This is a genomic window from Sinorhizobium fredii USDA 257, assembly GCF_000265205.3.
In the GTDB taxonomy this organism is placed as follows: domain Bacteria; phylum Pseudomonadota; class Alphaproteobacteria; order Rhizobiales; family Rhizobiaceae; genus Sinorhizobium; species Sinorhizobium fredii_B.
On record NT_187163.1, the window covers coordinates 159504 to 185888 of the forward strand.

The 26385-nt window shown below is 59.8% G+C and carries 13 protein-coding genes and 3 pseudogenes; 7 read left to right on the forward strand and 9 right to left on the reverse strand.

The features are described 5' to 3' along the window. Positions 1-116 precede the first annotated feature (116 nt). Positions 117-488: pseudogene (locus tag USDA257_RS38145) on the reverse strand (tyrosine-type recombinase/integrase); the annotation flags it as partial. Positions 489-1030: 542 nt separating this feature from the next. Here USDA257_RS38145 and USDA257_RS31115 point away from each other — a divergent pair. Further along, positions 1031-2185, forward strand: coding sequence for an RHE_PE00001 family protein (locus tag USDA257_RS31115; RefSeq protein WP_014857976.1), 1155 nt, complete (start codon positions 1031-1033; stop codon positions 2183-2185). A 149-nt stretch (positions 2186-2334) separates the two neighbouring features. Here USDA257_RS31115 and USDA257_RS31120 read toward each other — a convergent pair whose 3' ends face one another. Genes USDA257_RS31120 through USDA257_RS31140 form a run of 5 tightly spaced genes read right to left on the reverse strand, consistent with a single transcriptional unit; the run spans position 2335 to position 8947 of the window. After that, complete coding sequence (locus USDA257_RS31120) at positions 2335-3039, reverse strand: competence protein CoiA (RefSeq protein WP_014857977.1); 705 nt, start codon at positions 3037-3039, stop codon at positions 2335-2337. Between the two features lie 14 nt (positions 3040-3053). Beyond that, the gene (locus USDA257_RS31125) at positions 3054-6557 is read right to left on the reverse strand and encodes a DEAD/DEAH box helicase (protein WP_014857978.1); all 3504 of its coding nucleotides are present in this window, start codon (positions 6555-6557) and stop codon (positions 3054-3056) included. Next, positions 6544-7326, reverse strand: a complete 783-nt coding sequence (locus tag USDA257_RS31130) for a HamA C-terminal domain-containing protein (RefSeq protein ID WP_014857979.1) — start codon at positions 7324-7326, stop codon at positions 6544-6546. Before USDA257_RS31130 ends, USDA257_RS31125 begins: the two co-directional genes overlap by 14 nt. A 15-nt stretch (positions 7327-7341) precedes the next feature. After that, complete coding sequence (locus USDA257_RS31135) at positions 7342-8361, reverse strand: nucleotidyl transferase AbiEii/AbiGii toxin family protein (protein ID WP_014857980.1); 1020 nt, start codon at positions 8359-8361, stop codon at positions 7342-7344. Further along, a complete protein-coding gene (locus tag USDA257_RS31140) occupies positions 8354-8947 on the reverse strand; it encodes a DUF6088 family protein (protein WP_014857981.1) in 594 nt (197 codons plus the stop codon). The genes USDA257_RS31135 and USDA257_RS31140 overlap by 8 nt, the downstream gene beginning before the upstream one ends. A gap of 316 nt (positions 8948-9263) precedes the next feature. Here USDA257_RS31140 and USDA257_RS31145 point away from each other — a divergent pair, with 316 nt between their 5' ends. The 4 genes from USDA257_RS31145 to USDA257_RS31160 all read left to right on the forward strand — a co-directional run bounded on the left by USDA257_RS31145 (position 9264) and on the right by USDA257_RS31160 (position 16610). Beyond that, positions 9264-10184, forward strand: coding sequence for a hypothetical protein (locus USDA257_RS31145; protein ID WP_014857983.1), 921 nt, complete (start codon positions 9264-9266; stop codon positions 10182-10184). 107 nt (positions 10185-10291) lie between these two features. Next, entirely contained in the window at positions 10292-13732 is a 3441-nt protein-coding gene (locus tag USDA257_RS31150) for a DEAD/DEAH box helicase (RefSeq protein WP_014857984.1), read from the forward strand. Then, complete coding sequence (locus USDA257_RS31155) at positions 13729-15468, forward strand: phospholipase D-like domain-containing protein (RefSeq protein WP_014857985.1); 1740 nt, start codon at positions 13729-13731, stop codon at positions 15466-15468. Before USDA257_RS31150 ends, USDA257_RS31155 begins: the two co-directional genes overlap by 4 nt. After that, positions 15465-16610 carry a hypothetical protein gene (locus USDA257_RS31160; protein ID WP_014857986.1) on the forward strand — a complete coding sequence of 382 codons (1146 nt, stop codon included), beginning with the start codon at positions 15465-15467 and terminating at the stop codon, positions 16608-16610. The genes USDA257_RS31155 and USDA257_RS31160 overlap by 4 nt, the downstream gene beginning before the upstream one ends. Positions 16611-16616: 6 nt before the next feature. On the opposite strand, the gene USDA257_RS31165 is transcribed toward USDA257_RS31160, so the two are convergent. Then, a complete protein-coding gene (locus tag USDA257_RS31165; protein ID WP_014857987.1) occupies positions 16617-19367 on the reverse strand; it encodes a UvrD-helicase domain-containing protein in 2751 nt (916 codons plus the stop codon). A gap of 25 nt (positions 19368-19392) precedes the next feature. Continuing rightward, positions 19393-20774: pseudogene (locus USDA257_RS31170) on the reverse strand (hypothetical protein). Between the two features lie 320 nt (positions 20775-21094). On the opposite strand from USDA257_RS31170, the pseudogene USDA257_RS31175 reads away from it, so the two are divergent. Both USDA257_RS31175 and USDA257_RS31180 read left to right on the forward strand, forming a co-directional pair. After that, positions 21095-21957, forward strand: a pseudogene (locus USDA257_RS31175) (3'-5' exonuclease). 480 nt (positions 21958-22437) lie between these two features. Beyond that, on the forward strand, positions 22438-22779 hold the full coding sequence (locus USDA257_RS31180; protein ID WP_014857992.1) for a DUF429 domain-containing protein: 342 nt from the start codon (positions 22438-22440) through the stop codon (positions 22777-22779). Between the two features lie 459 nt (positions 22780-23238). Here USDA257_RS31180 and USDA257_RS31185 read toward each other — a convergent pair whose 3' ends face one another. Beyond that, the gene (locus USDA257_RS31185; RefSeq protein WP_014857994.1) at positions 23239-26169 is read right to left on the reverse strand and encodes a DEAD/DEAH box helicase; all 2931 of its coding nucleotides are present in this window, start codon (positions 26167-26169) and stop codon (positions 23239-23241) included. Between the last annotated feature and the right edge of the window lie 216 nt (positions 26170-26385).

Consider the following 26385-nt stretch of genomic DNA (forward strand, 5'->3'; position numbering starts at 1 on the left):
AGGCCGAGCTGGAAGTCCCGAGTGAGGCACAGGCGGCCCGTCCGAGAGCATAGCCGGTGCACCCTTCGGTGGCGACGCCTAGTCGCGGTCGGCCGCGGCAGCGCTGACGCACACGATAGCACTCTAGCGGCCCGCCCGCGTCGTCGCGTGGCGTTGTTATAGTAGCTGGATGCCTGTTGCACGGAGCGGTGACGGGATTGCTCCATCGCTTCGGGCAGGGGAACTCCGAGGTTCGCGGCTTCGGTGAGATATCAAGACCGCAATCCGTGTGCGGAAAACTCCTCCGCCTCCAGCCCGGCCATCGTCACCCGCCGCTTGACGACATCGTTGACCGCCTTCGGGTCGATCGCCCGAAACACGCTACCACTGTCGATCTTCGCGGCCGCCAGCCAGGCGTTCAGCGCGTCCACCGGCCGGCCGGTGAGATAGACAACCTCATCCTGGCTTGCGCCAGAATTCTTGCTGCGGCCGAGGTGGATGGAGAGCGAGCGCCCGCAGCTCGTCGACCTGCGCGTCATGGATCTGGTCTTCGGTGGAAACACGTGCGTCGCCAATCAGCCGGCGGGTGGGGGAGGGCATTGCTCTTCGGCGATTTTGCCATGGATTTTTGGCCCGATTCCGTATCGTTGCTCAGAATAGCAGCTCGCCAGCTCCAATTCGCTACCGGAGACGAGCAACGGAGCGTCCGCATAGGCAAACGCGCGCCAGCGGGCTTCTGTGGCGGAAATGCTGGAAAACTAGGGCTCCTGGAGAAGGCCGAAGAACGAAAAGCTCGCGACAGGTGTCTGCAGGGGCGTCCCGGTGACGAGATCATGTAAGTTGCGGCCGCTAAACTCTGCTGCGGCCAGTCCGGTCAACCTTGCCGAAACGGCCCAAAAGCCCGGAAACCCTACCGACAACCTCCATTTCCGTCGTCGAAAACCTCACTTCTGATAAGCATTACTTATCGGAAGTGAAAGGCCCAACCGGCAACCATACGAAGTGAAGAACCCTAACTTTGATATAGAGTTCGTTTAGCAAATCATTTACCATGATTTCAATGCGTTACGAAATCGCCGCCCTACCTATCCAGAGCCTGCTGAAACCGATTTCGGACGCCGGCATCGCGCTGGCCCGTCTCGACGAGCGCATCGCCCGGTCGGCGGTCGGCGAAGGCTTTATCGAGCGGATGCATTTTGCCGACGCCTGCGCTTCCCTCTGGATCGACGGCGAGCTCGTCCATCTCGAGGACCTCGTCCTCCATGACGCCACAAAAGATATTCGCACCCCGACCCACGAACTCACCATCGCCCGCGATGTTTTGAAAACCCGTCGGCGCATTGCCGCACAGCCGCCCGGCTGGGCACTGTCGACCGACGGCCTCCGCTCCGTAAGTGGGCGCGGCTTCGCCGCCGGCGCGTCGTTAGCTGCGGGTGAAATTGATGGCGCCAGCACGAAGGACGGTACAGAGCGGAATGTCGAAACGTTCGGAGGAGGGGAGGGGGAAGGTGCCGATGATGGCGCGAGCGCCGTCGACGCGGAGTTCGCCGCCATCGATGCTGTGCTCGCCCGCTCTGACGCTGCGATCGAGGAAGCGAAAAAGCCCGGCCGAGGAAGCACGCGCGAAAGGGATCCGCTGGTTTACGATCTCGACTGGGACGAGGACGAGCGGCTGGAAGAATGGCGCGGCGTGCTGCGGGAAGCCCAAAATCTGCCGGCGGTGCTGCAGGCGATCGTTGCCCTCGATGCCTGGAACGAGTTGTCAGTGTTGCAGTATGCGCCCTGGCTCGGTCGGCTGCTGGCGGCCTCGATCCTGCGCCAGGCCGGCGTCACATCAGCAGGGCATCTCGTTGCGTTCAATCTCGGTCTCAAAACCATCCCCGTCGACCGGCGCCGGCATCGCGATCGCGAGGTCCGGCTGCTCGCCATCGTCCACGGGTTGACCGCGGCCGCAGAGATCGGCCTCAAAGAGCATAACCGGCTGGCGCTGGCGCGACAGATGATGGAGCGGAAGCTGGAGGGGCGCCGCACCTCGTCGAGGTTGCCGGAACTGGTTGAGCTGGTCATGGCAAAACCGCTGGTGTCAGCTGGCGTGGTGGCCGAGACGCTCGATCTGACGCCGCAGGCGGCGCGGCGGATCGTTTTGGAGCTCGGGCTGCGGGAGATGACCAGGAGGGGGAGGTTTCGGGCATGGGGAATTCTATAAGACGCCGGTTACGCCTGGGTATCCTGCCCCTGCGCTCAAGATCTTCTTCAGCGTTGCTGATGCTCGCCATCACACCAATGAACATGGGCGGTGGGTATGACGCAAGCTCTTCAGAACGTTCGCGAAGCGTTTCGGCTGCGCGTAACGCATCAAGAAGATGCACTATCCTCCCAGCGGACGGCACGCAAAAACTCATCGCGGGTCAAGGCGCAGAGCGCGAACTCGCCGCGCTTCAAGGGGCCTCCCAGACGAGAGGCCACGGCGGGGCCTGCAAGGTAAAAGATATAAGGGCCTGCATTGAAGAAAACGTGGGCGGCCGCGCGCTTCCACTTCTCGATGAACTGCTTGTTCGGCCCCATCCAGCACATGATCGCGAAGTCCTTACCGTCAAGGTTTACGACCCGCGATCCGAAATCGAGCGACATGCTGAAATACGTGCCAAGGAACGAGCTTTCGCTGTGGATGTGGACCAGCCAAAACATTCTATGTTCGCGCCGATAGAATGCCTCTCGTGCATTGCGCTCGTCCTCGCTGATCGACGAGTGCTGCAACTCGAGAACGGTCGCGCGGGGAGTGCCACTGCCCACGAGAACGTCAGCGCGGTGCAACTCTTTCGTTACCGGGTCGCGCAAAGCGATCTCGCGGCATGACATATCGAAAAGTTCTTTCCATCCGAGATGCCAAGGTCCCTCGGGCTCGCTCCAGGGATCGCAGTCGCCGACCTTGTGCCGCCAATGCGGCGTATTCTCAGCCGGCATAACTGCGGTCAGCAAGCCACCGCAGTCACGGCAAATCGTCCGCTCTCCCTTCGCGATGGGCGCGCGCTTCTTGTGGCCGATCCAGGCGTAGAGCATGGCTACGGGTCCCTTTACTCATTCGCCGGCGGCCAGCGCAGCTTACCACGGCCGACGCGTAAGGCTTCCACAAGCCTGGTGTTGCCCGGCAACCGACCCCAGAAGAGGCTGGGCTTGGGATCGACAGCCGACTTTTTGAACGGGGCAAGCCGTTGGTAGTCTGGCGTCGCCAGCCAGGTGCGCCCATCACCTTCGTCGGTGACGATCCGATAGAGGCCGGCAGGAGGAGCGGCCGCGATGTCGAGCAGGCGTTTATAGTTTTCAACTGACCACTTCTGGATGCCGCCGCTGAGTGCTTCCGTTCGGAAGCGCGCCCATAATGCGGCGGTATCAGGTGTCGGCCAGTCGCCAGCGTCGGTGTAGGCCGTGATCTCGTCGGATTCCAGCCAGACCCGCATCTCAGCGGGTGTGACGAAGACAGGTTGGGCATCTTTGATCGCCGCCATAGCCGCACGCCGTGATGGAAGGCCCGCACGGATCAGCATCGCCATCATGAATTGCGGGACGCCGGTTTCAACCGCCGCGGCGCCGCCGCCGGCAACCGTCTCTGGCGACCAGCCGAGGGACATGCGGCGGGTGCGCACGGCTTCCAGCGCCCAGACCAGGCGATAGGTGAAGGCCTCTTCGACTGCGCGCATGTTCTGAGGTCCGATTTTGGCAACGTCCTCGCCTGACACCCAACTATGCAGGATGGCCTTCCAATTCGCCGGTAGCGCATTGGCCTTGTCGGGGATGAAGGGCCGCATGAACAGCAGCCGTTCGCCGAGACCGCAGAGGGCGTCGACGAGTTCGTCGATGTCGCCTCTCAGCGCCGCCTCGTCTGCCCGATCGAGCAGTGTAGCCAGTTCATCAGCCATCGCGTCGATTGAGAGACCGGCTTCAAGCCCAACGCCCATGGCGAAATGTCCGCGTCGCGTCTGTGCCGTGGTGCTTTTCCAGATGAGGTCGGCGCGTGCCTCAAACACCTTCTTGTGCAAAGGGGCGATGTCCTCGTCCTCGCGGGCGATCTGGCGGGCCCAGAGGGACCCCTTAAGCGCCTCGTCCAAGAGCTTCGGCAGATCCGCGCGATCGGCGTCCAGCGCTTCGATCAGGCCGAACACGGTCGCGTCGAGGCGTTCGACGATCTGCGAGAGCGGCTCCTCGTCGATGGTTTCTTCCTCGTCATCGCCGCCCTCTTCATCGTCGTCGCCATTGGCCTCATACTCCACGGCGGCGGCCAAGCGCTCTGCGACCGCAGCTTCTTCCTCGGGCGATCTCCAGGCTTCGCGGGCGTTGGCGAGATATTCCCAGGCGTCGTCACGATCCAGGACACCCTCGCGGGACAGGCGTTCGAGGATCTCGGCGACGATCTGGATGAGACCGCTTTTCAGTGTGCGGGCCTTGGCGGAGGCGACCAGCTTTCGCCATTCCCTTTTTCGCCAGTCGATTTTGTCGAACATGACATGAACGATCAGCCCCTCGACGTCGACGAAGGCACGCCCGGCGCGGCCCGCGACATTCGCGAACTCCTCGCCTTTGATCTTCTCGGAGGCGCGATACAGTGCGGGCACCAACAGTACGGCGGCGTTGAGATTGAGGCCCTGCGAGAGCGTCGGCGAAGCGACGATGACCTTCAGTACCCCCTCGGACAGCAGGACTTCCAACTCGCGCAAGAATGGACTTGGCAGCCGGCCGTGGTGGATGGCGACGCCCTGCTTGAGGCAGGCGACGGCGGGATGGTCTTCGCCCAGCCATTCTTTGCCGACCTCCAAGGCCCGGGCGATCGACGCTTCGTCCTCCAACAGGGAATGCAGATAGCCGCGCTTGCAGAGATCCATGGCCTGTTTGCCGTAGCTCTCGACCCAATTCGCCTGGGTGGAGAAGATCAGGGTCCGCTTGCCCTGGCTTGCAAATTCCCATGCCGCGAACAGGGCGAGGTGCGAATTCTTGCGCGGATAGGGCTTTTTCTCCTTTCCTCGTGCTGGTTTCTCCACGACAAATTTGTCGAGAAAGGGACCATCATCGTCGAGGTCGAGCCGGAGCAGTGCGTCCTTGCCTCGCCATGTGAGCGCGCCGAACCGCTGTCGTGTGGGACGCCAGTCGGAACGCACCGGCTTACCCGGTTCGTCGGAGCGTATCCAGGCGGTGAGATCGTCCAATTCGTCACCGCTCGGCAGGATGGCGGAGAGACAAACAATCCGGCGGTCTGCTGCATCCGCCCGCCGAAGCAGGCGCTGCACCAGCGTCTCGTAGCGGATTTCACGCTCGCTCGGGCCGATCATGTGACCTTCGTCGAGGACGATCAGACCGACGTCGTCGATCAGCGACGGGTCGCTTCTCAGCGCGAAGTCGAGCTTCTCGGGCGTTGCAATGATGATCTCGCGGGTGCGCAGGGCGTCTTCATCACCGACCGAAAGTCCGCTGGCGCCGTAAAGGGAGGAGACGCTGAAGCCGAGGGGCGCGAAGGTCTTTCTGAAGGAGCGCTCGGTCTGGGCCGACAAAGCGCGCAATGGCGTGACGATCAGCACCCGGCGCGCCGACGACAGGGTCATAAGCGCGGCAATCTCGGCCACCCGGGTCTTGCCCGCGCTGGTCGGCAAGGCGACGACCAAATCGTCGGTGACATCCGTGGAACGTCGGGCCGCTTCGCGCTGCGATGGCCATAGCTCCACCTCGGATGTCTTGCGCGCGTAGAGCGACGAGATGAACAGCCGGCGCAGGTCCGGATATTTTTCCTCTGTACCCTCTGGCGGTTCGGTTGGCAGGTTCTGGTGCAGTGAATGCTGCCAGAGGTCGTCGATCAGGTGGCGACAGAGGTTCGAGATCCACCACAGCGGAACGTTCTCGGCGTTGTCCGCAAGGCTGACCGCGGTGCGGAGCAAGGTCCGGGCGCTTTCGATCGGCTCAGGCTCGCCCGTCTCGAGTGCGAAGTCAAAATGCGCCAAAGCTCGGCAGATCGTTGTGTTGAGGATCGTCGACAGCACCTCGTCGACGTCCGGTTCTTCATCCCGCAGCGCCTCGGCGATCTGCTCATCGCCGTGAGCCTCGTCATCCAACCATCCGCGAACGAAGCCGCGCAGCTGACCCAGATCGCGCAAGATCAGGTGTCGAATCGCCGTTTCACCCGGCGAGGTGTTGAGGTCGTCCGTGGTCTCGTTGAAGAGGGAGTAAGCGACCGCAGAGAACCCGGCCAGGTGATAGGCCGCCGCGGCGATGGTGCGACGGAAACCGCGATCGGGTGACTCCGGATCGCCGTTGCGCACCAGGGCTTCGAAGGCATTGGCGGCGCGCTCGAAGGCCTTGCTGGTCAATTCCGACGAATCGGCCTGAGAACGCAGAGCCATCGCGCCCCGAAGCAGGGCGAAGCCGTGTTCAGCGAGATCGGTTTCGATTGTGGCGCCAAGGGGCGGTGCGTTCGGTGGGAGCACGCCCTTCTCGCGCATCAGCGACCACGCCGCACCGCGATAGAGCAGGCGCCCAAGGACGCCGTCGACGGTCGCGGTCGCCAGGAACGCGGTCAGTTCGTCAATCGTCTCCAAGGTCTTCAGCCTCCTTATACATGGCCGCGATGAAGTCTTGATGGTCTTCGACGTGTATGTTCACGACGTAGTGGTCCCGGTTGGTTCCCGTGGCGTCGAAGTCCTCCTTCAACGACGCGTGGGGGCCGTTACCCGACACGGTGAAGAGCATGTGGTCGATGCGATCGGAGCGAAGGGACTTCAGGCCCACCTCGTCACGGAGGCTGCGGCCTAGCGCGTTGTCATCTGGATCGTTGCTCTCCAGCAGGCGGTTGGCGACAAACAGCAGGGAATCGGGCGTGCAGCGGCCGTTGTCGCGGTTAAGCACCTTGCGGGCGCTCGTGACCGTGGCCTTGCCGAGCACCTTGTTGCTCTTAGCTTCGCCTTTCAGGAGCCAGAGCTTCTCGCCGGCCCCATCGTATCCGGCGCCGATGAAGTCGTCGCCGCGCATGGCCATGTTGCGGCCGTCCTTGTAGCGGAGGCGGCGCACCGGGACCCGCAGGCCGATCTCTTCCTCGACCAGCTCGGTCGCGAGAATCTCACCGAGATCGCCGGAGCGACCTTTGGGCGTCTGGGGCATCGCCTCCCTGAGGATATTGGCGGCCACCTTGTACCCGAGCCGCTTCACGTCTTCGGCGATCCGTTCAAGTCGGTCGTAATGCGAACGAATGGTCTCGGCGAGGTCATCACGAATCTCGTCGCGGCCGCCATCCTTCTCGACATAGATCCAGAAATGCCTGCGCTTGTCCTTTTCCTTGGCGGCGTGACACCACCGCTCGTATAGCCCCACGTTTTCCCCCAACTTTCATTTTACGGCCGCGCTGTTGGCACGCCCCGCGATGTCCCCGCACCGCTCTAGCAGCACCTCGAACGCCTCGGCGTCCTCAAGCAGCAACCCGTCCTCGACCATCCGGCTGTAGTCAGTGGCGAGCGCTGTGCGTGCTTCGCCAATTGGCACGAGTTGCAGTTTTCCGTTGACGGCGGCGTCATAGTCGATCGTCGCACCGTCGGCTGCCTTCTCCGCGAAGAACATGCTCTTGTGGCGGGCAACTGCATCGGCAAGGTCACGGTCGGACATTGCGTTAGCGGCTATGCCTGCTTCATCCAGGCGTACGACGTCATGCCAATGGCGGGCGAAGCGCTCGCCACGAAGCCGCTCCTGCAAGCAGAAAACATGCATCGCCGTTGCCTTCTCCCAGAAGGTCCGCTCGGCATGCATCACTCGTGGGCGCGCCATCGGAAAATCGACCCCTTCGATCATTCCCGCCGCATCGCAGATGACATCACGTGGGCTTGCCGGCTCGCCCGTCGACCGAGCCCCGAACTCCAGCATCACGCTCGGCGCCACATAGCCCGACCCGGCCGAGGTCGCCTCATAGTCGATGAACAGCTTATCTCCTTCGACCCTGATCGTTGCGGGAAGCGCTTGCGCATCGATCGCACCGGCGACAAGCGGCCGGACCGTCCCGTCGACCCATTCGGGCAGTCGATGCCGGACAGCCTTCGACCAACGCTTCTCCTCGCTGCGGTTTCTTGGCAGGGCCTCGCCGTTCTCGCCCACCAGATCGGGGGCGATGGCGCGAATGTCGTAGGTCAGATCCACGTCCTCGGAAAATCTCCGAATGACGCCATAGGCCTTGGACAGGGATGTGCCGCCCTTGAACACGAGATGCTCGCCGAGATCGGACCCGAACAGTGTCGCGAGGGTCCAGACGACCCACACGTCCTTTTCCAGGAGATGGGCGGGGCGCCCGGATCGATCGGCGGCGACGGCCAACGCCTCGCGCCGATCGTCGACCGACAATCTCAGGAACGCCTCAGCCATGCGCGACCTTGCCGACCGTTCTGGCGAGCCAACTCGGGAGTTGGGGCGCGGCCGCGACGAGTTCGCCGAAAGTGGAAGATGGCAGCTTGCGCTTCAATGTCTTCAAGGCCGCTTCCGCCTTCTCAGGTCCCAGCCAGGCGAGCGCGCGCACAGCCTGGCCGGCAGGTCGATCGGCCAAAGCCAATTGCCAGCGCGGTGCGTGCCGCAACTCGACGACCTGCTGGCCCAAATTCATTGTCCGGCTGCGACCGGATGTCAGATAGACCGACCGAACCGGCACCTGAGTTGTGAGACCCAGCGCGTTGGCCGCCGACGCTCCATTTGACACGATGACCTCGCCACGCTGGAGCGCGAGTGCTTCGACGGTTTTCTCAACCGAAGGCGCGCGGACGCCGAACCGGCTCGAAACCGGGCGCAAATATACGCCGCGCCCGGCACGCATCAGTCGGCCACGCTCAGCCAGGCGCGATAGAGCCTGGTCCACCGCAGCTCGATTGCCGAGATGAAGCAGGCCTTTTGCTGCGATCGGTGCGCCCTCGGGCAAGCTTTCGGTATATGTCAGTATCTGTTCAGCGAGTCGTTTCACGATGAATCTCCTGTCAGAAATATATGCAGTTTTCTGACAGTTTTCAATCTCTGCTGGAGCTGCCGTTAACGACGTCGCATCTTGTCGCTTAGATCCAACGTGTTGTAGCTTCTTTTAAGCTCGCACGGTGATGCTGCCGTCCTCTCATTGGCGATGAGCATCGAATCACCTACATTGGACGTATGGATCATCCGGCCATGCCGTCCACAGTGGCGAAGCCTCAGGGCAGGAACGACTGAATCAACCCGCAAGAACCTCTTTCCAAGGTGCACGGGCCGAGTGGACACGCCATAGATTGCACCGCTGGAGTGGTTCCATGCGAATCCAGCTTCCCAATCTCGATCGGCCAAAACAGGCCGCCAAATATCTTGTTCGTGCTGCGACCAATCTGAAGCTCTCGTATGCGCATGAAGCGCTTGCCAGTGTGCTGGGCTACCGCGATTGGCACGATCTTTCCGGCAGCTGCCATCATGATCGACAAACATCACCCGGCGATTTGTGTCTCGAAGATGCGCTGCGTGTCATTCTCGAGCTAGCCGATGCTCTCCGTCTCCCTTACGCCGAGGTTCAGTACGCCGTGTCCAAGGCACGCCTTTTGCGTGAAACACCTTGGTCGCTTGACGAGCAGATGACGTTGCGCGCCTGGATCTGGCGGCGACGTCTTTTTGGTCCCCCGGGGCGGGGGAGGCCGGGGACAGTCGTGAAAGACAAGGCATATGGCGCCAACACGCCGGCTTATCTTCGCCGCGCTGGCCGTCCCACATATCTGTTCTTTGACACGGGGTTTGGTGAACGCGCAGACTTTGAGGTCGTGACTCCGCGCAGGACCCTCTCTGATTTCGTCCCGTCCCGCCTTTGGCTCCCCTACGGTGTCTGGAAACTGAAGGACGGCTCTGAAGTCATTTTCTCCCGGGACTATTTTCCGACGTGGGGAATTTGGGATGATCGTGTTCAGCGGCTCGCCCCTTGGCTTTGGATCAATGGCATCGTCGACCAAAGTCATTTTTGGAAGGCGGGAATCGGCGGCTGGACGAGCAGTTCGGCACGAGAGATGGCGATCGCCCACTTGGCTGTTCACCGCATCTTCGAACTTCCCAGGCTAACCGATGCAATGCCGCATCTTTTTGAAGCCGCTGTCGATTCCATGGAAGATGGTGTCAGGAGGCTTTATGCCGCGGGACGTCGCGACACCACGCTCCCATCCTATGCCGAATTGAACAAGCGCATTCTTAGATAAGGCTACGCGGCATGATGTTTGGGAAGATACTAGTTTCAGATCGGATTCTGGACGCAACCACTAGACGAATCTGCTATGTCAAAAGCAAATCGGCAGGCTGGAACTGAATGACGACAGTCAATACGGTCAAACAACATAAAAAACTCTCACTGGAATCCCGGTTCACATTTGCCGAGGACTCTCTCGCCCGTGTGAGCGGCGGTTGGGATTCCGACCTGCGGCCAGCAGTCGGGCTCGAGGATGGTGAGCGATACTTGCTGCGGCTCTTCCGGAAGACTGGCACTGCGCTGGACGACGACTTGAAGGCAATTGTTAATCGAGGGCTGCGGCGAATTCGACGTGTTCTATCTTCACGACGGGCTCGTGAAGTTCTGGTCGAAGTGCTCGAGGTCGTCGAGGATGCGCAGGAAATCGCGATCGTTATGGCTGATCCCGGTAGCCCGATTTCCGGAACGTCGCATAGAAGGAGAGCAAGACAGGGCCGCTTTCTCACGAGCACGAGCCGAGCTATTTTCTGGCGCAATATCGTCCGGATCGCGGAGGCGCTTACTCTGTGCCATGATGCGGGCATCGTGCATGGCGGTGTGAGCACCCACACCATCTTCTCGCACTCAGACGATAGCGATGACTGTCGTCTCGGGGGATTCGAAGCATGCGTCCACATTGCTGACGGCGACCTTGGAGCCTCCGGACATCTCCTTCGCTCTTCTGGAGCGATTTCATTTCGACAGGATTGGATCGATCTTGCCGAAGTGGCCGCAGCTATACTCGGCCTGGATGGAGATACCCCTCCTTCGTTGCTATCGATCGAACGCCGAATGCTGGATCGTTTGGCGAACCCGCCGCAGTTTCAGCTTTTTGACGGCAGCATCGTGCTTGGCGAATTAAGGGAAGTCATCGCCGAGCTCGACAGGGTCGGGTCGAGCTCTGACGGAGAACTCATCCTATATCCTTCACGGAACGTCCTTCAGAGCGATTTACCGGCTCTGTCGTCCGGGACGATACCGGCGCATGATGTCGCTGCCCTTATGCAGTTCGTCGCGGAAGATCTGCTTACAGCCGGGGTTCGTCTCATTCCGGCAGGTCAAGATAGCATACGCATCCTCACCGATCTGGCGATCTACAACGTGAAGATCGTCAACGACGCAGTTGGAATGATCGAGGCGGCGCACAAAAGACGCCCGAACGACTGGATACAAGGCGCGGAGGATGTTGTTCACCGTTTACATTTGGCCAGGAATCGCGCGAGTGCCGAAGAGCGCGTGCGGAACCTTGGTCCAGGTGCACGACGATGGCGAGACTTCTCAGAGCGTGTGCGAGCAATTGGGGTGACGAATGATGTTCCTATGTGGTTCGCTCTTCTCCTCCTTGAGGCTTTTACCCTACTAAGGGAGCAGTTTCGCCTGTATCCCGTCGAAGTCCTTGCGTCGCCCGATAGCGAGCAAAATGTGGTGATGCTCGCACCTCGCGATGACTCGATGCGGGACGATCAGCGTGAAATAATGGGATTGCGGCCTGCGGCGGAGGCAATGTGGCGCGAACTCAAATACGACGACGGAAAGGTGAATTGGACCGTATCGAAGTCTGCCAAACTGGCAACCGGCCGTGAACGATTGCCGGAACTCAGTTATGAGGGAAGCAACCTTGTTAACGGGAAACTTGCGTTCGCCTTTGCAACGAACCTGACTGTACCGCCAGGACAGTTGCTCTTTCTCCGGCCTCGCAAGGATAACGGAACCGAGCGAGCCATCAGGCGGCGGCTGCAGAACATTGTCGCGGCCAGGGCCAACGTGGAGCTCCTCAGAGCTTTGGACGACCCGGCGCAGGTGGCAATGGATGACATGCTGCGTGATATCGCTGTTCCGGGTTCGCCGCCGGCAGATGCAGATATGGAGCCATCGAAGATTGAGGCATGGCAGTCGATCGTCGCGGGGAGGTCGATTAACGTCGTCGTCGGCCCACCTGGGGTGGGAAAGACGTTTTTGATTTCACACCTCGTGAAAAGCATCCTCGACCAAACGCCCGATGCTCGCATTCTGGTGTCTGCCCAGAACCATGAGACGCTCATTCATATGGAGGACGAGCTTCGGAAGTTCCTGCCCGAGCAGTCGACAATTGTCGTTCGCGTCGAACGGTCTCGGGTCAGCGAAGAAGAGAGCACCCTGCGGCAAAGCTCGGTCGCGTTGTTACGCTCCATCTCCAAGCCTGACACTGAACGCGCGGCCGTCATGGCAAACCAGCTCCATCAGATCACTCAGGCGCTAAATCCTGTCGACAGGTCGGAAAAGTCAACCGCCGAACGTGCTTTGCGCGACACCGACAATCTGACGCTTCGCTCGTCTGACGTCACCTTAGCCACGACCTCATCCCATGTCCTTGAGGAAATGATTGCCGATGGCGAACAGTTCGACTGGGTTTTCATCGAAGAAGCCGCGCGCGCAAATGGTGCTGAGCTAATTGGCGCCCTCCTTCTCGGTAACCGCCGGGTTATGATCGGCGACCATAATCAATTGTCGCCCTTCGATGTGGTCGAGCGCCAAAAGTTCTACGATGGCAAGCGCGCAAACGAATTGCTGAGGGATGCCAAAGAAAAGCTTTCTGCGATCCCCGATCTGCCAGGTGAAGTGGAAATCGCCCTCGACGCGCTCAAGGCGGATCAGTTCTTGCTCAGCGATGTTCTCGCCACCGCTTCTCGCCTCGAGGAGCCATTCAGATCAATCGCCGAGCGAGAGGCCCTCAGAGCCGGAGACGCTAAACGTCCGAGCTCGATCGCGAACACCTTGCGCGAACAGAGCCGGATGCATCCAGCAATTGGCGAGCTTGTCTCAAACACCTTCTATAAAGGTGAGCTCGTTCCATCGGAGCGCGTGAAGCAGCGTAAGCCAGCAGTCGAAACAATTGCGGGCTTCCCTGCATCTCCCGTCGTGATCCTCGACATGCCCTCGTTGAGCGTCGTCAAACGCAAAGCGTTCGAGCACACTGTCAGGCGGTCTTACCGAAATGAGTCGGAAGTAAAGGCGATAGTATCCGCCATGAAGAGGTTGCGCCCAGTCGTGTCCGCGGACGGGCGTCGGCCGACGATGGCGGTATTGTCGCCCTATTCCGCTCAAGTGAGTCATTTCGAGCGCTTGCTCAAGCCCGAGATCGATACGACCGAGAAGACCCTTTTTGGCTTCGCCAGCCCGCGCGGAGATGGAAAGTTTATCTATACAAGTGACAGCTTCCAGGGTGGTGAGGCAGACGTGATCGTCGCCAGCCTCGTTCGAAACAACGTGCTCGTTGGCACGCGAGCCCTCGGTTTCATCAAGAACCCGCAGCGACTGAATGTGCTCCTCAGTCGAGCCAAGCATAAGCTGATACTTGCCACCAGCCGTAGGTTTATCAGCAACACCGTAAATGGGATCGATCCGGACGGCCTGAATGATGAGCTAGGCTTCCTGCGAAGGATGCTCGATGAAATCGCGCGGCTTGCAGAGACGGAATTTCCGGGGGTTGGTATGGGCGCTTCCATCATCACGGTCGATGAGAATGGGAAGCTCTCCCGATGAACAACATCTACATTCCGGCATGGCATTATCGGGCGCCAGGCATCGTTCAGCGCACGTGGGGCTGGAGCCCTATCGAGGAAATGGTGCTGCTGTCGCTTGATCGCAACCCAGGAACGATCGATGCCGTCGCGGCACACTTGGGAATCCTGCGACAGATTGTGAGCTCGACCGTAGCCCGCCTTATGCAGTTCGGCCTCGTTGAAGTCCGGCTTTCGCCACAGCCAGTGCTCGCCACAAGCAGCGTCGGGCATAGCTTCATTCGCGCGGGACGTGCGCTTCCTGAACGAACCACGGACCGCGAAATCGGTATCAGTGTCGTATATGAAAAGGTCGGGCAGTCTGTCTTCAGGACGCGAGATGTGGACACGATCCCGGTTTCGAAACTCCCGGCCAGCGGCGCGATTGTCGCTTTTCCATCGGGCGAAGCGCCGGAGACGGACTATTCGATGATGCAGCGCGTCAGTCAGTTCACGGCCGGTACACTTCGTCCGGGCGAATGGCTTCGGGGTGTCGAGGCCAACAGTTCGTTCCTGGAACGAAAATTCCTGGTTCTCAATCTTGACGATGTGAAAGACGGGATACTGCCACTAGGGGCGAGCGACCAGCTCGTGGAAGCCCTGAAGGCGACAATAAAAACCGGCATCTTGCCGACGACCGCTGCTCCGCCAGTCAGCCAGCCTGTGGTGATCGACACGTCGTTTGCCACCGAACAGCTTATCGTTGGGTCCGAACAGCACTTGCAGCGCTTCGAGCAAATCGTTGGCGCTGCAAAGTCGCACATCTTTGTCCTTTCAACGTTTGTCGCTTCGCAGTCCGATGAGAAAGGCAAAGAGAGGCGCGAGAGGATATGGCAGGCCCTCGAGGATGCATGCAGACGAGGCGTCAAATGTCACCTGTTCTTTGGAACGTCGCTTGATCGCGCCAAGCATGCATCAGCCATGCAGGAACTCTACACTCGGCTATCTGCGGTTCGGCAGACGAGAGGCTATCTGCTCGTCCAGAGAGATCCTGTGGGCAGCCATGCAAAGTTTCTCCTAGCAGACGATGGCGATGGTGGTGCAATTGCGGTGATGGGGTCCTGCAATTGGCTTTCGTCCCCGTTTTCGGCTGTCGAGGTTTCCGTAGAACTCAGGGAAACCAACGCTGTTGCGACCGGAATGGATCTACTCCGCGAGATCATTGCCAAACTCTCCGGCGCCAGCCGATCCGTGGAAACGCTTTTGTTTATGGCGTCGGAACTGCGGCGTCAGCGTGCCCGTCTTTCATGGTCTTCAGAAACCCCGCCTCCTACCGCCAGACTAACCATTCTTCGGGCCGACGACCACGAGCGCCTTCTCCGCGTTGCGGCGCACGATGCGCAGGAGCGTTTCGTTTGCTGCACGAATAAGGTCGGAGCCAATATGGTCCCCGCCCTGTTCGACCCCGCAGAGGTCGCAGGCAAGCGATTGAGTGACGTGCGTGTCTACTACTCGCGACGGTCGGGGCCGATCAAACGGGGGCATGTCGCACAACACCGCGAACGTCTGAATGGCATCGTCGAGTTAACTGGCGTACCGGAGCCGCAATTGCACGCCAAGTTCCTGGCGTGGGACAACGACCATATCGTCGTCAGTAGCTTGAACTGGGGCTCGCAATCGGGATTGGAGGAGAACCCATTGGACGAAATCGGCCTTTACCTGCAGGGCACAAAGCTTGCGACATCGTTGCTAGATAAATTCGAGGCAGCGAGTAGATGACCGGGGTAGTGACTGAAAAGTCCGCGCCCAACGCCGCAAACGCCGGCCTCGTCATGAAATTTTTGGAGCTTGATGGGCAAAACGGTCAGCCGCCTCGTTCCGTGAGTATCGGTGGCCTCGAGCTGGAACCACTAAACTACGACCAGCTGGCAGGTGCACAACTGCATAGACCTCTATCCGTCCCGCTCAATTGGCGTCACGCCAGAATTCTTGAGACGAACATCGAGGGCATTGAGATCGATAGTCTGGCACGCGGAAACGCGACGCTCGAGAGCACTCATAATTCGATGGCCGTCAGCCTGCAGCGTGGCGGTTGGCTTCCGTCTGGTCTCGCGATCGCCGATGGTGGCGTTACGATCCTGCCCGATAGAAATGTCATCAGCCAGATAAAGGGACGTTTCGAGGGCGGCTCTGTTGTCGGCGCGGGTCAGGACTTTCTGGACTTGCTTGCTGAGCAGGAGGTGCGACTTAACCCCCTTCTGTTCGCGATCGAAGGCAATGACCGGAGAATTCCAGATCATCAGATCGTAGAAGCGCAGCTGACGGAAGTGACGGCCTTTCTCCGCAAAGCGCTTCCGAAGGCAGAGCTTGTTGTCGGCAACGACAGTCTGAGGGGAGCTCTTGGCCTGATCGAAGACACCCGTGCTGGGCTTGAGCGAAAGAGCAAGTTCCTCCTTCATCTCTCGCCTGTCCTCACTGCTCCAACGAGCCGCAGGCTTTTCGACAAACGATGGACCGATGTGCTTGATGCGGCCGATCGCTACGGTGTGGCTCGCGGTTCTTTGGTTGTTCTGGCGGCGTTGAGCTCAGTGGCGGTTCCAAACTCTGGCAGCCCCGCAAAGAAGATGTTGAAGTTTCGGGCGACATACTCTGACGAGGACGCCTACAACGCGCTCGCAGATATACGTTCGCTTGAAATATTAATTCACCTCCTCGCGCTGTTTCCCGGAGAGCGTCCTGCCATTTTTACAGCCGACAGAGCATTGGCGCTTTTCTGGACCGGAATCCGGGCGCATAACTTCCGACGCGAAATGCGCTCGGTATCGTGCGATCTAGCGCCGGTAGAGCAGTTGTTTCCGGGCGACACGATGAACCTCTGGAAGAGCGATTGCAGACCTCGCGCAGCCGCGCAGGCAACGTAAACCCGTTCATTCGGCGCTTCGTCGATCAATTAGCTGCGTGTGGTCACAGCCGGGATATTGGTTGCACCCGAGAAAGCGGCCGTTGTCGCGACCTTTCCGTTCTACCAGTTGGCCCACGCCGCACGCCGGACACGGATTTAGCGTGTCACCATCAATCGTCTCGAAACGCAAGTTTTCGCCGGCGATTTCTGAGAGCTCCCGAATATATCTGGATGGCTCACGGCTGTTCGTCAGCAGGAACACACCGCGGCTCGCGCGGGTCAATGCGACATAGAAAAGGCGGCGCTCCTCGGCAAACTCAAACGTCTCCGGTCGCGGCATGACTAGATTGAGCAGCTCATCGTCCTCTATCCGGCTTGGCACCCCATAATCGCCTTCGCTGACATCGAGCAGAATCGTATAGTCGGCCTCAAGTCCCTTGGCTCGATGGAACGACAGTCCCGAAACTTCGATATGCTCGAATTTTGGCATCGCCCCCCTGAACGGATCCAGCTGGTTGTAGCGCCACAGCACCATGACCTTGAGCTTCTGGTGCTCGTCGCTCCGCCACTGTACGGAAATCCCGCCAAGGAAGGTATCGAGGCGCTTCAGCAATCGGAGGCATGAATCGGCAAAATCTGACTTGCCGCGATCACCGTCGATTGGAATGACCCGGATCGATCGTGGGATCGCCGGCCGTGTCGACCGCACCGATTTCTTAAGCTGGATCGGATTGCGCTGGACGAAGCTGGCCGCTGTTTCGGCGATGAGCTGATTGCAGCGATAGGTTTGCTCCAGACGACCTTGCCAACTTGCCCCAAAATTCGCCTCGAACTGCGTGAATATCGTAATGTCCGAACCGGCAAAGCGATAGATCGACTGCCAGTCGTCACCCACCGCAAAGATCTTGGTGAACGGCTTCTGGTGTTTCAGCGCCTTGATCAGCTTCGCGCGCGGCTCGGAAATATCTTGGAACTCTTCGACGAGGATCAGGGAGTATGGGCTCTCATATTGTCCGGTTTCCACTAGCCGCGTGGCATTGGCGATCATCGAGTCGAAATCGATGCGGTTGGCCTCTACCAGCTTCTGGGAATAGGTTTCGGTGATCTTCCAGACGACCTGCGCAAATTCCCTGGCGCGGGTGCGATCGTGAAGCGATTTGGCGCGCTCAAGCAGCATGTCCAGGGTCAGGTGGCCGGCGCGAATGTGTTTGATGCAGATCGCAATCAGCTTGTGATAGTGCTTGATGACAACCGGCTCGAGGGCTTTCACGATCGCCGCATAGCTTTTACGTTCGAACCGAATGCCCCGTTTCGCAAGCTCTGCTTCGAGTTCCGCAATCAGCGATCCATCACTCGCTTGCGCCGACGTGGTCCGGAATACATCCATCCCGGCCTTGCGGTATGCGGCCAGCTTGTTTTCGGCATGGGTGACGTAGTCCGCGAAGGGGGACGTGCCGTCAGCGTTGATGGCCAGATGCTCATGGATCGTTTTGCTGGCGGGGTAATAGAAGTCCGGATGGACGTACCGGATTTCCCCGTTTCCCTCGTTGATCGGGATCTGACGTTCGTACTCGAACTCGACGGAGTGCAGCCAGAGCCAGTTGGTGACTGTCTGCTCCTGGAGCGACTTCACATAGATGCCGGCCATCGTGCCGACGGTCGCATTTCCTTTCCGCCGGCGCACCGACAGGTAGCGCTCGTAGTCTGCCTCGGAATCGAACACCTCTGCCGGGATATCCGCCTTAGGATGAAGGACGAGGAGGTTGACCCAAAGCCCGGCGAATTCCGCGTCCGAACGCAGCAGCTCGTCTATGATCTCTTCGATCACTCTGGCCTCGCCGGCGGGATGTTCGACCCAGTCGGCAAGCTGAGGGGGACGGCCTTCGACCTCTTCGATAATTCCGCGACCGAGGGCGTGAAACGTGATCACTTTACATCCCGGATTTCCTGGATCGACCGCGAGCTGTCTGTATATCCGCTCTTTCAGTTCATCGGCGGCGCTCTTGTTGAAAGCGAGCACAAGGATTTCCTCAGGCCGATAGAGCTGCTTGTCGAGGACGTAGGCGACCTTGCCGACCATGGTGGCGGATTTGCCTGAGCCGGCAGAGGCGACGAGGAGATTGTTGTCTTCCAATCGAATGCACGCCTCGCGTTGCTGATCGGACAATGACCGGCCATCCAGATTGTCGTAGAACGACCGGTATCTCGACAGCTCAGCCGAGACAAACGCATCATTATATCTGTGGCGAACATCCGGATCGGTGAGGAAGGTGAGCGATCGGGGCAGCGCCGCTTTAAGGGTGGCCGGCATCAGTTCCGGGTCGAACAGAGGGTGCGAAAGCGCGGCCGCGGCTTCACCTGTTACATTCGCAATCGCACGGGCCAGGTCGGCATGGGCCAGATATTGCCGGTTACCCTCGGTGATAGACTGTAGTTTCGTATCCACTTCGCTCAGGCGCTCGGTGTCGGAGCCGATCAAGTCGAAGAGGTGGTTATTGATAAAGCTGTAAAGGTCTGCCGCAATCCGGGTTGCTGCCTCTTCTCCGAGGCAGGGCAGGCTGTAGATTCGATTGCGAGACCGGACTTCGACCGAATGCCACAGCAAAGCCTTGCCGACGGAAATGGCTATGACGTCCAGACAAGGAAGATTGTCGGCGCCGTTCACGTTGATCTGCAGGGCCGCCGGCAACGACGAGCTCAGCGTCACTTTCCATTTTCCTTGGGGAAGGAGTCGGGCAAAAAATCCAGGCCGGTGTGTTCGAACACGATCAGACATCAGAGCTCACGTGCTACCAGAAAGTTCAGTCCGAAAGCCACTTGCAATCGGTCCAATGCCGTTCATACCGTCTTGCGAATTCTGTCATCTCCCGAACATTGGCCTGCGGTGTCTGACAGGCGCGGGCGCAGGTCGAGACGACATCCCGGTAAAGGGACGCGGAGACGGGCCGGATGCCCTCGTAGTTCATGATCAGGTCGGGAAGGCGCTCCGTGATTGCCTCTCCCCGAGGCGCCATGACAAAAGTCGGCGGTGTCCCGTATGCATTGATCAAGATGTATCTCCAGCTCGGGTCGGCCTGACCTTGGGTGGGAACGATCTCGCAAGGGCAAGCATCACCGCCGCCGGAAATCTCCTGATAGACCGCTTCGAGCGCGTGAGCCTTCCTGGCAATCAGGACATAGGGTCCTGCGGGCGTGTAGCCGCCCATCCCTTCGTCATATTCGATGCCTAACAGGCGTAAGAGGTCGAAGCGCGCCGCTCGGTCCAGGAGGGAGCGCTCCGAGATGAACCACTGGAGTTGCCGCAGGGTAATCCCGGCTGCGGTGGCGATCTCTCTGGGCGAATTGGGCCAGCAGGCGACCAGGTTTTTGGCGATTTCGGCCGCATTGTCGTACTCTTCGTAGGCCGTGATGTCGTCGTCGTCATCGACGTCCTCTGATGGGTCTTCTCCCGAAAGCAGCCATATCCTGCCGGTAAATCCGTCGTGTTTGAAATAACGCGGCCGATCGGGTGGGAGTGAGGTCTCCCAGGATGACAGCCATGCACCGGCTTCCCAGTCCACTTTTTCGAGGAGAATGTCTGCCGGCTTTCGCATCGGCAATTCCAGCCAAGACTCGATCTTCTCCTCGAGTTTTCTGTTGCTGAGTCTGAGAGGACCGCGACCCGCCCTCCAATCGTGATCCTCGTGTGCATCGCGACAAAGGGTCTCGACGGACGCGACCAGCGACAGACCGACCGGGTCGTGTCTTTTTGACAGCCACAGGGAGGCATCCTGGGCTGAGCGCAACGATGCGGGCACTGTTTTATCCTTGGCGTCCGCAACCTCAGGCCGGATGCCGATCTTGGATCCGCCGCCAGTGTCGGATCGGCCTGTGCCACATGGCGGTTCACACGCAGAATATCCGGCAGACCGCGCAAACCCTCTGCGTTTCCCCATGCCGTCAGCAGCACGTCGCGCAACGATTTGTGCTTCTCCATGGTGGAAAATGTCAGCCAGCGGATCGGCAGGCCGGCAACGGTGAGCCCATAAAGTATGATGGGGCTCAGCCCATGCCGTTTGGCGTCCGCTAGTCGTATCGGATCGCGGATAGCGACAACGCCGTGCTGAGGGTGGTGGAATAGAAACTTGGCGGTTGAGACGTAGAAGTGATGTTCTCGGTCTGGCTGTTGCGCCTTATTGTCCATGGCTGCTCTCAAAATCATCAAATCGTTGGTCAGCATCCTACGTTTTCGACGTCAGCGCCTAAAGTACTTCCTTGCTTTAAATAGCGCTTGTTCGCAGTTCCCTAGCCGCAAACTCCGCGCGAAATGCGCCTGATCAGGGTCGTCGTTGCTTGCCCCGACGCCGATGCGTATTGTGCGCGGCCATGCCGCAATCGGATCGGAATAAAATGACCTCGCAACTCGACTTCTTTGCAACACCTGTTCTGCCTACCGCGCAGGTTGCCAGGCCGCAGGTTATTGCAAAAAGTGGGCAGGAGGGCATTGGTTCGGATGACGAGGCCATGGCCCGTCATCTGCAAGCGACCGGCAATTATCGCATCTTGCGAAAGCTCCGACCGCGGCCGATCGTCGAGCCCCCGAGGCCGGAATTTCCGCGTCGTGGCGTCATTCTCGATATCGAAACCACCGGCCTCAATCATCGCTCCGACGAAATCATCGAAATCGGCGTGATAGCCTTCACCTTCAATGACGCGGCGCGATTGGCGACGTCACGGGCGTCTATGGCGGACTTCAGCAGCCAACTGGCCCGATCCCCGCCGAAATCACCCGCCTCACCGGGATCACCGACAATATGGTCGCCGGTCAGGTGATCGACGTTGCCTGCCTCAAATCCCTCACTGAGCCTGCCGACTTGATCATTGCTCACAATGCCGGCTTCGATCGACCTTTTTGCGAAGCTTTCTCGCAGATGTTTTGCAACAAGGCTTGGGCTTGCTCGGTTTCTGAGATCGACTGGTCGGCACGCGGCTTCGAGGGAAGCAAGCTCGGTTACCTGATCGGCCAGTCGGGCTATTTCCACGATGGCCACCGCGCGGTCGATGACTGCTTCGCACTGCTGGAGGTGCTCGGGCAGACACGGCCCGGCCCCACTGCGGCGCCATTTGCGGAACTCTATCAGGCCAGCCAGCGATCGCGGGTTCGCATTTATGCAGAGAACAGCCCGTTCGACATGAAGGATCAGCTCAAGGCGCGCGGTTACCGCTGGTCTGACGGCTCCGACGGCCGTCCGAAGTCCTGGTGGGCGGAATTGCCAGAAGAGAGGCTGGAAGAGGAGCTGCATTTCCTGCGGACGGAGATCTATCGCTGGGATGCCGATCCAGCGGTCAAATATCTGACAGCGTTCGACCGCTTCCGGGCTGTTTGAATGGTCGGGAGGGGCGATGACGACCGTTCTGGGTATTGATGCAGCCTGGACCGCGGCACAGCCGAGCGGTGTCGCATTGGTCTCCGCCGCGGTCGGCAATTGGCGCCTGATCTTCGCGGGATCGTCCTATCGCCACCTTCTGGATCGCGCCGAAGATGATCGGATCTCCACGTCCCGTCCATCCGGCTCGGTCGCAGAGGCCGCCGCTCTCCTTGCCGCGGCCGGGAAAATTGCGGGCTCAGCCGTGGATCTCGTCTGTCGCAGGAGCCGATTACGGCGCGCCGGGTTTCGGACAATCTGGTCTCGGCAGCCTATGGCGCCCGTCATTGTAGCACGCATACGCCGAGCGCGATCAGGCCCGGTAAAATCAGCGATGACCTGCGGAGCGGATTTGCGCTTTGCGGCTATGGGCTGCTGACGAAAGAGGTTTGCTCGCCGGGCCTGCTGGAGGTCTACCCGCATCCAGCCCTGGTCGAACTGATGCGTGCCGAAAAGCGGCTGCCTTACAAGCAGGGTAAGACCCGCAATTACTGGCCAACGGAAACCCCTGCCAGTCGGCGCAACAGACTCTTCGAAACCTGGCGGTCGATCGTCACCTCCCTCGACGGGGAGGTACAGGGCGTTTCGGAAAGACTGGTGCTGCCGCCGTTTGACGCGGCGCCGTGGCAGCTGAAAGCCTTTGAGGATATGCTCGACGCCGTCATCTGCGCGTGGGTCGGGATATGCGTCTTCGAGGGAATCGCCGTGCCATTCGGTGACGACACTTCGGCGATCTGGATACCCCGGTCAGAGCTTCTCGCGTCGCGGCGGTGTCAGTCATGATCGGATTCTTGCGGCGATGGATCGAACACCGGCGTGCAATCCTTCGCCGATGGCAAGAGGATGCGAAGCAGCTAGCTGCATCGGATCCGTTTGGCGCTCGTTACGAGGCGCAACGAATGGCGCTCCGCAGACGTGCTCAAGGCAAACTTGGCGAATACTGACATTGGGCCAAAGGTGCGAGCGAAGTCGCCCGTATCGAACGGCGTGCCGCGATGGACTTTGAGGTCGTCAAGGCGATTGCTGATCGGGAAGGCGGGTCTCGCCGGTAGCCACCTGTACGGCGCGTCGCGGTGAGTACCCAGGCTGGTACTGTCTCGACCTTCCGATGTTTCCATGCATCTAGGTCCAGGAGGTTGGTTGCTGGTTCGATTCCTTTCAACTGCAATCACCCGGATGCGCGGCAGATAATGCCGATCTAAGAGGTGAGCGCCGATCGTCACACCGAACATGGCAAGTACCTTAGGCGCTGGTCAGCCGTTGAGCCTTGGCGGCTCCGCCGCGCTGAGCGTAGTCCAATCCATAAACCATCAAGTCGGCGAGGTGTGCATCCACGGCTGCCCTCGATATCCCTGGCTGCACGCCGAAGATTTCAAACGTCAGTCCCGTCGGCGGGGTGGTCTCAAGCGCCCGCTTCATGGCGTTGAAATCACCTTTCACAAAACGTGAAGGGTTGCGGTGATGACCCGGATTGATGCGATGTTCAACGTGCTGAGTAAGCACCGCGGCATCGCAGAAGGCGATTGATTTCAGCATCTGGCCGGACACTTCATACACATCGCCGACGCGCCGGCCAGAGGGTGCGCCGCCCGCGCCTTTGCAGTGATAGAGCCTGACAATAAGGGAGCCGTCCGGGTTTTGCACGAACGCGATATAGTCAGCTGCTTCCCCGCTGCGGTGGTCATAAACGAGCGCAATGAGATCGTCCGATGCGCACAGGTGCCGCTCCAGCCCCTGATGGACAGTCAGCCGTCCATCAGGCTGGTCTGGCCCGAACTCCATGTCAATCTTGCAGTTGTCCCACGCGAGAGCGTCGGCATCGCCGTCGCGAAGCTGTGTGACGACATCGGCTGCTGCAGCAATAAGATTGACACCAATGAATGACGACTTATCGGCCGCGTAAAAGACTGGAGGATGATGGGATAGCCACGACGCCAGGTCCGTCCACTCGTCATAACCTGTGACAATTTCGACATCGCTTGCCCCGGCCTTTGTGAACAAGGCTCCCCCACCAAGGTTGAAGGAAATGCTTCCGCTGAAGGTATCCGAGACGACATCGAAGGTCATGGTGGAACGCCCTCCGTTCACCTGGAAATTGGCGAGTTCGAGATCGGTGACGATCCTATAGGTCCAAGGTGCGGCGGCTCCCGCTCTCCACCGGACACGCGGCGCTAGGCGATAAGCTTGCTTGTGCCAGCCGGCGGCAATGATGTGCTCCGGCAGCTGCCGCAAGGTGCGCGCGTGCTGAATGATGTCGAGTTGCGACGCTGCTATCCCGCCGCCGCCGCCAAGCCTTCCGTTCAGTTCGGTGATCCACTCGATGTATTCAGCGACGGAGAGGCGTTGGTTAGACCAGATACGCGAGCTGCTACTGGCGCCTATCGTCTCACGCACGTCGTCGTCGCCCACCCCGCTTCCGAAGAAGTGACCCTGCGAATAGGCGCGTGAATCGCCAGTTGTAATTGCGCGCTCGGCCGCCGGTCCAGTCATCACGCGATAAGACTCGGCTTGGGAGTTCACGGCCGTGTTCTTTAGGCCGACATTGTAGAACCTGAGGCTGTTCAGCCCACTCAAGGCACGCCGCGTGCGCTCGTAACTGATCGGTCGATGCTGGTCGGGCAGCGCCGTCTGAATCAGGTCGAGGTAGATACGTGCCGTTCGGCGAGTCGAGCCTATGTAACACAGGCGCGATGCCTGATTGTAGGCCAGCAGGAATGCGTCATGGCGCACGTTCACCAGAACATCTGAGGTTGCCCAATTCGGCGGCGAGGTGTCTACGGTCAGAAGCAGCGTCACTAGCCCGTCATCCGATGTCCACTGCTTGGCCACCCTCAGGTTGCGACCAATGACATCTCCAAAAAGCGAGAAATCCGGTTGGGCTTGGCACTCGAAGATCTGCGCGTGCGCATAGAGTTCCAGCAGGAGAGGCGTGACGGAATCGTAGTCGGAGTCGGCCTGCTTGTTGATCTTGAGGAAATCCAACATCTCCCGGTCGGCTTCCACCTCCGCGATCTGAGCGCGCGCGACATCATCGATCAGCTCCGCGATGTCGACGCCTTCCTTGAACAGCTTGACCGACGCTTCTTTCAGTCGCGAGAGCGGCGCTACGAGCGTTGCATCGCCAGTCGAGGCATCGTTCGTGCGCGCGAAGCGACCGATGAATTGCAGAGTGGGAACAAGCGACCGGTGCGGGGCGTGCAGCGCTGCGATCTTCAATTTCGGGAAGTCATAGCCTTCGCCAAACATGTCGACGCAGACCACGCCGTCGATCTCGCCCGCGAGCAGCTCGGCCTCTGCTTTGTCCTGGGTGCGCTTCGATGCGTGACTGTCGATCGCTCTAACCCGGGCGCCAGTCTCTTCGTAGAGGCCTACCAACCTCCGCGCCGACGCTATCGTCGCCGCGCGGGCGAAAATACGATGATCGAAGCCAGCCGCCTGATCAGCGCGCAGCCGGGCGACTGCCGTTCGTGCAACCGCCCGGTCGATCTCGTCATCGTCATTGGCATTGCGCACCGGCGCCGGAGTGAAGGTGACGCGCCCGAAAGCGGATTCTTTAGCGGCTTTCGACACCGGATACCAATAGGCCATCCTCCCCGGGATCACCTTTCGATCTCGGCGGAAGGGGGTAGCGGTCAGGAAGACAAATCGCGCTTCCGGATAATGCGCAAGGAAGGCTGCCCACGTTTCCGCGGGCGCGTGATGCGCCTCATCGAAGATGATCAGGTCAAAGAGGTCAGATGGGGCTTCCGGCGCGACAGCTGGCGAGAGGCTCTGAGGTGTCGAGATGACGACGTCCTGTCCCGCGGCCTTCGTCCACGCGTCAGCGTCGCGGGGTGCGCCTTTTTGACCGAGCACCGCCGGGTTGGGTGTCGCCGCCGCGACGACGCCAAGCCGACGAAGGACGGACAGCTCCTTGAAGTGGCTGGTCGTCTGCTGGCGCAAGGCGTCAGACGGCTCCACAACCAACACCCGCCGCGCTCGCAACAAAAAGGGCAGAGCCATCAGAAGCGCTGTCTTACCGTAGCCCGTTGGTAAGGAAAGGATCGCTGGCTCATCGTAAACGGAAAAATGCGCCAGCGCTGAGTGCAGTGCGCCCAGTTGACCGGGACGGAAGCCAGTATTAGGCCCGCCAATTAGATTCAGAATGAGATTGTTATCTGTAAAGTAGGGCATCCCTTCCTCCCCCTGAGCTGCAATGCAATTGATTCCAGCTTGTTTTGCAAGAATGACTGCGTGCTTAGGTTGAGGAATTTGCTTCTGGCCTCCAGGCAGATCATCGGCCGGCCAATTTTTTACGAACCGGCCGGCAGGTGCTTTACCAAGGCGGTCTAACCCTCCGCAGGCAGCGGAAGCTGTTCAGCTGATGCAGGGGACGCGGAGATGCATCGT

Bases quoted from the DNA above. Each gene is read 5' to 3' on its own strand.
- USDA257_RS31150 (WP_014857984.1), top strand. From the start codon at position 10,292: ATGACGACAGTCAATACGGTCAAACAACATAAAAAACTCTCACTGGAA.
- USDA257_RS31160 (WP_014857986.1), top strand. From the start codon at position 15,465: ATGACCGGGGTAGTGACTGAAAAGTCCGCGCCCAACGCCGCAAACGCC.
- USDA257_RS31145 (WP_014857983.1), top strand. From the start codon at position 9,264: ATGCGAATCCAGCTTCCCAATCTCGATCGGCCAAAACAGGCCGCCAAA.
- USDA257_RS31185 (WP_014857994.1), bottom strand. From the start codon at position 26,169: ATGCCCTACTTTACAGATAACAATCTCATTCTGAATCTAATTGGCGGG.
- USDA257_RS31155 (WP_014857985.1), top strand. From the start codon at position 13,729: ATGAACAACATCTACATTCCGGCATGGCATTATCGGGCGCCAGGCATC.
- USDA257_RS31120 (WP_014857977.1), bottom strand. From the start codon at position 3,039: ATGCTCTACGCCTGGATCGGCCACAAGAAGCGCGCGCCCATCGCGAAG.
- USDA257_RS31115 (WP_014857976.1), top strand. From the start codon at position 1,031: ATGATTTCAATGCGTTACGAAATCGCCGCCCTACCTATCCAGAGCCTG.
- USDA257_RS31180 (WP_014857992.1), top strand. From the start codon at position 22,438: ATGCGTGCCGAAAAGCGGCTGCCTTACAAGCAGGGTAAGACCCGCAAT.
- USDA257_RS31165 (WP_014857987.1), bottom strand. From the start codon at position 19,367: ATGTCTGATCGTGTTCGAACACACCGGCCTGGATTTTTTGCCCGACTC.
- USDA257_RS31135 (WP_014857980.1), bottom strand. From the start codon at position 8,361: ATGGCTGAGGCGTTCCTGAGATTGTCGGTCGACGATCGGCGCGAGGCG.